Raw genomic sequence first — 9,203 nt, forward strand, 5'->3', positions numbered from 1 at the left:
GCGCCAGCGCGATCGCGGCCACGCCGATCCGTCCGGGCCAGGACAGCTCGCGCCAGGCGTGCGTCAGCGTCTGCCCAGCCGCGCCCGCGGCCGGACGGCGCAGCCACCACATCCGGTAGCCCAGCACGATCATCGCCGTCAGGGCGATGCCAATGGCGGCCATCAAGAGTTGATTGGGCCAGCCGAACAGGATGCCCATGTGCATGTCCACGCCCCAGCGGATCAGCTTGGCGATGAGCGGAAAGGTGTCGAAGTCGGCACGGCTGGTGATGGCGTAGGTGGTCGGATCCACGGCGATGGTATCGACCTGGGTGGGCCAGGAACGGTCCACCTCGCGCACCATCCAGGCCTGGCCCGCGCCGCGCGGCGGCCGGATTTCAAGCTGGCTGCTGTCGATGCCGCCCTGGCGCGCGGCCTGCAACACCCGGTCAAAGCCCACCGGCACGTTGTCCGGCGCCGGCGCCATGGCGGCGTGGTCATGCTGGCCGCCATGATGATGGGCATGCTCGCCGCCCTCGGGGATGGCTGCCATGGCGGGCATCCCGGCGTCGGGCAGTTTCAACGACACCGCTGGCGTGATCCACCCCAACTGCGCGCGCAATTGGTCCACGCGCGCACCGGCCCAGTTGGACCAGGTCAGCCCGGTGGCCGAGAAGAACACCAGGCCGATGCCGATCCACAACCCCAGCAGTCCATGCCAGCGCCGGGCGCGCAGGCGCGGGCTGCGGGCTTCCAACGCCTTGTCGCGCCCGCGCCGTGCAAACCACAGCACCAGACCGCCCAGCGTCGCAATCCACAGCCACGACGCCGCCAGTTCGCTGTAGTTGCGGCCCAGGTCGCCCAGCATCAGGTTGCGGTGCAGGTAGTCCAGCTTGGTCCGGAAAGGCAGCGTGCCGCTGGTGCCGTAGACGACCATGTCGCCCTGGATCTTCAGCGTGGCGGGGTCCACAAACAGCGCACGGGCTTCGGAATCGCCCATGCCGGGCTGGGTAAACATCACGCGCGTGGTTTCGCCGGGCCCCGGCGCGGGCCGGACGGCGAACAGGCGCGGACCCGGTCCGACTTGGCTTTGCGCTGCCTGAACCTGCGCCGCGAGGGGCTGCGCCGCGCCACTGGAAGTGGTGCGCAACTGGTCTGCGTAGATGAGGTTTTCCAGTTGCGGGGTCAGTACGAACAGCGTGCCGGTCACCGCCGCGACCAGGATGAAGGGGCCGACGAACAGCCCTATATAGAAATGCAGCCGGGTGATCAGCGCGAGCAACGCGCTGCCGCTTGCCGCCCTCGGCCGCGTGGAGGCGGCCGGACTAACCAGGGTCTCAGTGGACATGATGATCTCGAAAACAACGGACGCCGCCTGCAGCAGGCGGCAATCGTGCGCTTGGCGCGCACGGCGACGGATGTCATCCGGTGATTCGAGGGGGAGCGCGCTGTCCCAGCGGCGGCCCGGCGGCCGGCATGGGCGGGCGCGGACTGTCGGTCAGTCGGGGCGCTTGCACCCACCAGCCGAGCAAGGCGGGAACCAGCGCGACGGTGGGCGGCACGAGCAGCGCAGGGTGTGCGCTCAGCCCAAACGGACATTCCTGGCCGGCGCCCACGTGCTGGGACGAATCGTGGTGCTCATGATGGCCATGGGAGGAATCGGCGTGGGCGGCGTGCGCATCGGCCCTACCCGACATGCCGGGAAACACCCCGCCGCCCGCGGCACAGAAGCCCAGTTCCAGGCGCCCCTGCTTGAGCGCCTGCGCGTCCGGCATGTACCCAACCGGCACGAACGCCCGGACCACCAGCAGAAGCAGCAGCAACAGCCGCACGAGAGTGGCGGCGCAGACTGGACGTGAGGACGGACAGGATGATCGGGTGTGCATGCGGGATTTCCGGGCGACGGCCGATTCCGTCGCCAAGCCGGCATTTTAAACATCGGGCCGCCAATCCCGGATGCTTTGCGCCGGCACGGCGCGCCCGAACAAAGGGTCACTAAGACAATTGAGAACTATTATTGCTAGAATTCCGCCTGACGCCTCCCTTAAATGGGGACCAGGCAACCCTCTTTGTCTACCGGATAGCTTTTGAATGGCCAAGCCATCGCGCTCCAAATTATGGTTTCTCGTCCACAGTTGGCTGGCCTTGCCAATCTGGATTTTCCTTTTCTTCATCTGTGCGACCGGAACCATCGCCGTCATCAGCCAGGAAATTGTCTGGCTCATCAACCCCGCCGTTCGCGCCCAGGCGCCCGATGCCGATACGCCCCGCATGGGTTACCAGGCCCTGATGGACTCCATCGCCAAACAGGAACCCGAAGCATCGGTGCAGCGCCTGTCCTGGCCTGAGGAATCGCAGTTCGCCCTGACGGCCGCCGTGGGTTATCCGGGCGCACGCTTCACCTCGATCTACGTCAACCCGTATACCGGCCACGTGCAAGGCCCGGCCTTGAACTTCGACCTGCGCCAATTCATGCGCGCGCTGCACGGCTGGCTGCTGATCCCGTTCAACAATGGCTATAGCTGGGGCTGGTATCTGGTCTCGCTGTTGTCGATTCCGATGCTGCTGTCGCTGATCACCGGCCTGGTGGTCTACAAGCGGTTCTGGCGCGCCTATTTCCAGAAGCCGCGTCTGCGCGTCGGCCAGGGCGCTCGCATTTTCTGGGGCGACTTCCACCGCCTGTCTGGTCTATGGTCGGTTTGGTTCATCCTGCTGATCTCGGTCAGCGCGATCTGGTTCCTGGCGCAGGCGATCCTGTCCGATACCGCGACCACCATTTCGACGCAGGGCGTGCCGGCTGTCGTGGCCCGCGATCAGGTGCCCACCGTCGCCACCGGCGAAACCGTCAAACGCCTGCCGCTCGACCAGATCGTTGCCATTGCCGAGCGCGAACTGCCCGGCCTGGAAACGCAGCACGTGTTCTTCCCCGGCAACGCGTATGACCCGATCACCATCTCGGGCCGCGGCGCGTATCCGCTGATGTTCCAGTACGCCAAGATCAATCCGTACAACGGGGCGGTCGAGGAAGTGCGCCGCCTGTCCGACCGCAACGGCCTGGAGTTCTTCACCGAATCCATGCGGCCGCTGCATACCGGCGACTTCGGCGGCTTCTGGCTGAAGCTGGTGTGGTTCCTGTTTGGCCTCCTGCTGACCATGATGTCGCTCAGCGGTCTTCTGATCTGGACCAAGCGCACCGCGCAAGCCACTGCCAAAGCCCTGCGCCCTGCCCGCGCAGACCGTACCGCCGCTCGCGAGGTGACCGAATGAGCAAGACCGCCACCCTGGACGCCGCCGCGGCCAAACCCAGTTTCTGGCGCCGCTGGCGTTTCCACCTGAGCGCACTGCTGCTCATCCTGCCCATCATTTATGTCCCGAAGTACTTCGACAACCTGGCGCTGTCGCGCGGGCTGATGGGGCTGGGCCAGCGCCCTGCGGGCGAGCTGGACGTGGGTCCCTGGAAGCTGAAGTTTGCCGAGTGGAAGGTCGAGCCGCCCCAGTCCGACCCCGCCGGCATGGTCAAGACCTTCACCATGGCCCAGTGCGAAGGCTGCAAGGATCAGATCCGCGCGGTCTACGTGCGCGTGGGCAAACCGCGCAGCCTGCGTGCCGCAGGTTCGATTTTCTTTGGCAGCCCGCACCGGGCCTTTGCCACCGTGCCGATCCCGCCGCGCACTGCCCCGGACGCCGAGCTCTGGGTCACCGCGGAAGGCTGGGACGGCTCGGTGCACCAGGCGGCCTGGCCGCTTGCCATGGCCTCCCCCGCCACCGTCGAGTGGCTGAAGAAACAAGGAGCATCCCGATGAATGCAATTTTCGCTAACGGCCTGCGCGCTGCCCTGCTGGGCGCGCTGCTGAGCGCCAGCGCCACCGCCCTGGCGCACAACCCCATGGCCGAATGCAAGGCCGATGGCAAGGAACAGATCCAGTGCACCGGCGGATTCTCCGACGGCAGCGGCGCCGCCGGCGTCACCATGGACGTGATCTCGTACGACGAACAGATCATCGTGCCGGGCAAGCTGGATGCCGATTCCAAGATGTCGTTCAAGCGGCCCAACGGCGAGTTCTACGTGCTGTTCGATGCGGGCCCCGGCCACGTCGTCGAGATCGACCACGTCGACATCCAGTAAGCCCCGGCCGTTCGCAGCATGTACACACAAACCATCCGACCCGCGGGCGCCGGACATGAAACGCTGGCGGTGCTGGGCGCCTGCCTGGTCATCGTCGCGGCCGCCGCGGGTTACATCGGCCTGCGTGAAGCGCCGCCCGAAAGCGCACCGCTCGCCGCCACCCAGATCGATGCGCGGCGCGACCTGACGCCCGCCGAACAAGGCATTTACGCCGACCTGCGCGTCGCCTACGAGGAAATCGGCTTCGCGCTGCAGGCCGGCGAGCCGCTGCCTTCCGTCGAAGAACTGGCCGCGCAGGGGCTGCCGCCGTTTGTGGCGGACAACAGCACCGCCGTGCGCGGCGGCCACGCCTGGCGGCTCCAACGCCAGGGCGGTAAGGCGCTGTACGTGGGCCAGACGGCCGACGCTGCACTGGCCGGATCGTTCATGCTGCGCACCGAAGACGGCCACGCCAAGGACGGCCATGGTCATGACCATGGCGGGGACACCCAGGCCGATGTCTGGCTGGCCCGCGATGCCGCGGCCCGCGTGCCCGCTGCCACCGACGACGCCGCCCTGGCCGCCGCGGGCTGGCGTCAGGTCGTCGCCCAGTTCGACGCCGGCGTGACCCGCCAGAACAAGCCCTGATCGGGCCCCTCTCCCTTCGTCTTCCGACACGAGCCTACGGATTTATGTCTGCCTTTTCGTCTTTCTCACAGCTCCTGCGCCGCTGCGCCGCGCCGATCGCCGCGCTGGCGCTGCTGGCCGGCGCGTTCGCCGTGCCCGCCCATGCCGAAGAGGCCAAGCGCCTGAAGATCGGCGTGACGCTGCATCCCTATTACAGCTACGTCGCCAACATCGTGGGCGACAAGGCCGAGGTCGTGCCGCTGATTCCGGTGGGCTTCAATCCGCACGCCTACGAGCCGCGTGCCGAAGACATCAAGCGCATCGGCACCCTGGACGTGATCGTGCTGAACGGCATCGGCCACGATGATTTCGCGGACCGCATGATCGCCGCCAGCGAAACACCGAAGATTCCCGTGATCGAAGCGAACGCGCAGGTGCCGCTGCTGGCGGCCGTGGGCATGGCCGCGCGTGGCGGCGGCGATTCCGGCAAGGTCGTGAATCCACACACGTTCCTGTCGATCACCGCCTCCATCGCTCAGATCAACACCATTGCACGGGAACTGGGCCGTATCGACCCGGCCAACGCGCAGACCTACACCGCCAATGCGCGCGCCTACGGCCAGCGTCTGCGCAAACTGCGCGCCGACGCCCTTGGTCAACTTGCAAAAGCGCCCAACGCGGACCTGCGCGTGGCCACGATCCATGGCGCCTACGACTACCTCTTGCGCGAGTTCGGCCTGGAAGTCACTGCGGTTGTCGAACCGGCGCACGGCATCGAGCCCAGCCCCGCGCAGCTCAAGGGCACCATCGAGCAACTGCGCGCGGCGGACGTCAAGGTGATCTTCTCTGAACTGAACTTCCCGTCCGCGTACGTGGAGACGATTCAGCGCGAGACCGGCGTCAAGCTGTATGCGCTGTCGCACATCTCGTATGGCGAATACAGCCCCGAGCAGTTCGAAAAGGAAATGAAGCAGAACCTGGCCACCGTGGTGCGCGCCATCGAAGAGGCCGGCGCGTGACCGGCCCCGTGACAGCCCACCCGAGCGGCGCACTGGGTCCCACGCTGACCTTCGACCACATCTCCCTGACACTCGGCCGTACCGACATCCTCAGCGACGTCGCCTTTACCGTTGCGGCCGGCAGCGTGCATGCGCTGGTCGGCCCCAACGGCGGCGGCAAGAGTTCACTGGTCAAGACGCTGCTGGGCCAGATGCCGCATCGCGGCAAGCTCAGCGTGGCGTGGCCGGGCGAGCGAGCCGGCGTCATCGGCTATATCCCGCAGGCGCTGGAATTCGATCGTGGCCTGCCCATGACCGTCAACGATTTCATGGCCGCGATGTGCCAGCGCAAGCCGGCGTTCCTGGGCCTGTCGCGCGCGAAATCGAAGGAAATCGGCGACGCGCTAGAACGCGTTGGCATGCAGGACAAACGCAACCGCCGCATGGGCGCGCTGTCGGGCGGCGAGCGCCAGCGCGTGCTGCTGGCCCAGGGCCTGGTGCCCAGCCCGTCGATGGTGGTGCTGGACGAACCCATGTCGGCGCTGGACGAAGCCGGCGTGCGCGTGTTTGAAGAGTTGCTGGACAGCTGGCGCGCGCAGCGCGTGACCGTGCTGTGGATCGAGCATGACCTGGAGGCCGTTGGCCGCCTGGCCGATCGCGTCACCGGCCTGAACCGCCAGGTGCTTTGCGACGGCCCGCCCGCGCAGGTGCTGACGCCCGACCGCCTGCTTGCGCTCTTTTCAACCCGGCCGCGCGTTGGCAATCAGCCGCAGGAGCGCGCCGCATGAACGCCTTTTTCGACAACTTGCGCCCGCTCATTCAGAGCGCGGCGGAATCCGGCGTGCTGCCGGAATCGCTGGCCTTCGGCTTCGTCATCAACGCCCTGCTTGCGGGCCTGATCATCGGACCGGTGCTGGGCGGCCTGGGCACGCTTGTCGTGGTCAAGCGCTTTGCGTTCTTCTCGGAAGCCGTCGGCCATGCCGCGCTGACCGGCGTCGCAATCGGCATCCTGCTGGGCGAGCCCTACACCGGCCCGTACGGCAGTCTGTTCAGCTATTGCCTCATCTTCGGCATCCTGCTCAATTTCCTCAGCAATCGCACGCGCCTCACGCCTGACACGCTGATTGGCGTGTTCCTGTCGGTGTCGCTGGCGCTGGGCGCAAGCCTGTTGCTCGTGCTGTCAGGGCGCATCAACATCCACATCCTGGAAAACGTGCTGTTCGGCTCGGTGCTTACCGTAAACAGCAACGACCTGTCGGTTCTGACGTGCGTGGCGATTCTGGCGCTGGCGCTGACCCTGCCGAACTACAACCGGCTGATGCTGGCCAGCTTCAATCCGCAGCTCGCCGCCGTGCGCGGCGTGCCCGTCAAGGCCATGGACTATCTGTTCGTGATCCTGGTGACCCTGGTCACGGTGGCCTCGGTCAAGGTGATTGGCGCCATCCTGGTCGGCGCGCTGCTGGTGATTCCGGCGGCCGCGGCACGGATGCTGGCGCAGTCGCTCAAGGGCTTTTTCACGATGTCGGTGCTGTTTGCCCTGGTCAGCACGCTGGCCGGCATCATGTTGCCCATCGAGCTGGAACTGCCGATACCTTCCGGCGCGGCCATCATTCTGGTCGCGGGTGTTCTGTTTGCGATCTCGGCCCTGGCACGCGGCCTGGTCCCTGGTCTGAAAGGAAATGCAGCATGAGTTTGAAGTCAGTCACCCTGCGCCGCGCCGCCTTGGCGGTGGCATTGGCATCCTCGCTGGGCGCCGCCTTCACGGCGCAGGCCCAGGAAGCCGCCAAATCCGGCCGCGCCGCGCGCGCCGCGCAGCCTGAAGCCGCCGCCACAGGCAGCGTCACCGTGCTGGCCGCGCATCCCGTCGTATTTGCGCTGACCGACAGCCTGGCCAAAGGCAGCGCCATCCGTGTGGAGCGGGCCGCGCCCGCCAACCTGCCGGCCACCCGGCTCACGTCGTATTTCAGCGGGCGCGGCGGCGCTGCGCTGCAAAAGGCTGCCGCATCGGCTGACGCTGCCGTCGGCCTGCGCTCCATCTGGCCCGACGATCCGCTCTACGCCAACGCGCGGCGCACCAACATCCGCATCGTGGAAATCGACGCCGCGCGTCCGCTCGATGGCGCGCTGAATGGCATCGCCCTGCAAAGCGACACGCGGCCTGGCGGCCAGTTTGCCGCCTATCCGTGGCTCAGCATCGTCAACCTGGGACGCATGGCCGATATCGTTGCCGCCGATCTGGGGCGCCTGTCCCCGTCCGACGACAAGCGCATCGCCGAGAACCTGGCGCAGATCAAGCGCACGCTGGTCGAATTGAATGCCAGCAGCCAGGCCGGATTGGCGCAGGCCGAGAACGTGGCGGTCGTCAGCCTGTCCGAGCGCCTGCCCTACCTGATTGCCGAGTTCAATCTGGATTTGATCGATACGAACGCGCGCGACGACAAGGACTGGACACCTGAGACGCTGGCGGCGCTGACCGCCACACTCAAGGACAACGGTGCGGCCGCCGCGCTGCTCCATCGCGAGCCCACGCCGGAACTGCGCCAGGCCATCGAAGCCGGCGGCGCCAAGGCCGTCGTGCTGGCCACCGACGGGGCCGACCCTGTTGCCGATCTGCAGGCGAACGCCAAGCTGCTCCTGCAGGCGCTGGCGCCCGCCGCGGCACAGACCACCGCCGCGAAGTAGATCCCTTTGCAAGAACGGCGCCGGGCTAACCGGCGCCGCTTGCCGCATCGGCAATCAGTGCCGTTGCAGCGTCCTTCAGGCATTCGATCAGTTGCGCGCTGGTCGCGGGCAACCGGGCTTCCCGCAAGGTGATGATGCCGACCGGCGGCAATGCCAGGTCCAACGGCACGTCCAGGATCCGGCACAGGCCCTGGCTCTCGAAACTGCGGGCGGCCGATTTCGCCAGAAATCCCACCGCATTGCGCTCACGAATGAAGGTCAGCGTGGACAGGTAGGACGACGTTTCCATCAGATCTGACGACGGTTGCAGGCCGCGATGATGGAACTGCTGCTCCAGCTTGACCCGCAACGACGCCCACGGCGGCGGCATCACGCAGGGCAACGCCGCCAGATCCGCCCCCCCCGGCGCGCTGCGGCCTGCCACGTCGCTGCCGGGCGCCGCCACCACCACCATCGGCTCCTCGAACAACGCTTCGGCATGCAGATCGGGCGCGGCGTAGCCTGGCTCCAGCCTTCCCACGAACAGATCCAGTTCGCCCAGCCGCAACTTGGGCAGCAGATGGGTCAGATCGCCTTCTTCGATCAGGACGGTCGCGCGCGCCGACCGCAGCTTCAAGGCATGCACGGCACGCGCCAGCAGCACCGGCAGCGCGACCGCCATCGCCCCCACCCGCGTCTTGCCGGCCGCGCCGCTTGCGGCGGCGTCGATCTCATCGCGTGTGCGCTCGTACTGCGCCAGCACGCCGCGCGCAAACCGCACCACTGCCGCGCCCGCGTCCGTGGGCTCCGTGCCGCGCACGGATCGCGCAAAC

General features: G+C 67.1%; 11 protein-coding genes. 8 read left to right on the forward strand and 3 right to left on the reverse strand.

The features are described from left to right. Both B3446_RS19275 and B3446_RS19280 read right to left on the reverse strand, forming a co-directional pair. A partial coding sequence (locus tag B3446_RS19275; protein ID WP_291384178.1) for a PepSY-associated TM helix domain-containing protein occupies window positions 1-1,327 on the reverse strand: 1,327 nt, incomplete at its 3' end. A 73-nt stretch (window positions 1,328-1,400) separates the two neighbouring features. Further along, window positions 1,401-1,865, reverse strand: a complete 465-nt coding sequence (locus B3446_RS19280; RefSeq protein WP_291384180.1) for a DUF2946 family protein — start codon at window positions 1,863-1,865, stop codon at window positions 1,401-1,403. A 205-nt stretch (window positions 1,866-2,070) separates the two neighbouring features. Here B3446_RS19280 and B3446_RS19285 point away from each other — a divergent pair, with 205 nt between their 5' ends. Genes B3446_RS19285 through B3446_RS19320 form a run of 8 tightly spaced genes read left to right on the forward strand, consistent with a single transcriptional unit; the run spans window position 2,071 to window position 8,391 of the window. Next, window positions 2,071-3,246, forward strand: coding sequence for a PepSY-associated TM helix domain-containing protein (locus B3446_RS19285; RefSeq protein WP_291384182.1), 1,176 nt, complete (start codon window positions 2,071-2,073; stop codon window positions 3,244-3,246). Further along, the gene (locus B3446_RS19290; RefSeq protein ID WP_175121478.1) at window positions 3,243-3,782 is read left to right on the forward strand and encodes a thiamine pyrophosphate-binding protein; all 540 of its coding nucleotides are present in this window, start codon (window positions 3,243-3,245) and stop codon (window positions 3,780-3,782) included. Before B3446_RS19285 ends, B3446_RS19290 begins: the two co-directional genes overlap by 4 nt. Beyond that, window positions 3,779-4,105, forward strand: a complete 327-nt coding sequence (locus B3446_RS19295) for a hypothetical protein (protein ID WP_175121477.1) — start codon at window positions 3,779-3,781, stop codon at window positions 4,103-4,105. The genes B3446_RS19290 and B3446_RS19295 overlap by 4 nt, the downstream gene beginning before the upstream one ends. An 18-nt stretch (window positions 4,106-4,123) precedes the next feature. Beyond that, the gene (locus B3446_RS19300) at window positions 4,124-4,732 is read left to right on the forward strand and encodes a DUF6162 family protein (protein ID WP_291384185.1); all 609 of its coding nucleotides are present in this window, start codon (window positions 4,124-4,126) and stop codon (window positions 4,730-4,732) included. 44 nt (window positions 4,733-4,776) lie between these two features. After that, window positions 4,777-5,730: a metal ABC transporter substrate-binding protein gene (locus tag B3446_RS19305; RefSeq protein ID WP_291384187.1), complete on the forward strand. Its 954-nt coding sequence runs from the start codon at window positions 4,777-4,779 to the stop codon at window positions 5,728-5,730. Then, window positions 5,727-6,497 (forward strand): metal ABC transporter ATP-binding protein, encoded by a 771-nt coding sequence (locus B3446_RS19310; protein ID WP_291384189.1) that lies wholly within the window; start codon window positions 5,727-5,729, stop codon window positions 6,495-6,497. The genes B3446_RS19305 and B3446_RS19310 overlap by 4 nt, the downstream gene beginning before the upstream one ends. Continuing rightward, the gene (locus B3446_RS19315) at window positions 6,494-7,399 is read left to right on the forward strand and encodes a metal ABC transporter permease (RefSeq protein WP_291384191.1); all 906 of its coding nucleotides are present in this window, start codon (window positions 6,494-6,496) and stop codon (window positions 7,397-7,399) included. Before B3446_RS19310 ends, B3446_RS19315 begins: the two co-directional genes overlap by 4 nt. Continuing rightward, window positions 7,396-8,391: a metal ABC transporter solute-binding protein, Zn/Mn family gene (locus B3446_RS19320; RefSeq protein ID WP_291384193.1), complete on the forward strand. Its 996-nt coding sequence runs from the start codon at window positions 7,396-7,398 to the stop codon at window positions 8,389-8,391. Before B3446_RS19315 ends, B3446_RS19320 begins: the two co-directional genes overlap by 4 nt. Window positions 8,392-8,416: 25 nt before the next feature. Here the strand turns inward: B3446_RS19320 and B3446_RS19325 are convergent. Next, a partial coding sequence (locus B3446_RS19325) for a LysR substrate-binding domain-containing protein (protein WP_291384195.1) occupies window positions 8,417-9,203 on the reverse strand: 787 nt, incomplete at its 5' end.

Origin of the sequence: Achromobacter sp. UBA5777, assembly GCF_002418565.1 — a bacterium.
Classification (GTDB): Bacteria; Pseudomonadota; Gammaproteobacteria; order Burkholderiales; family Burkholderiaceae_B; genus Achromobacter; species Achromobacter animicus.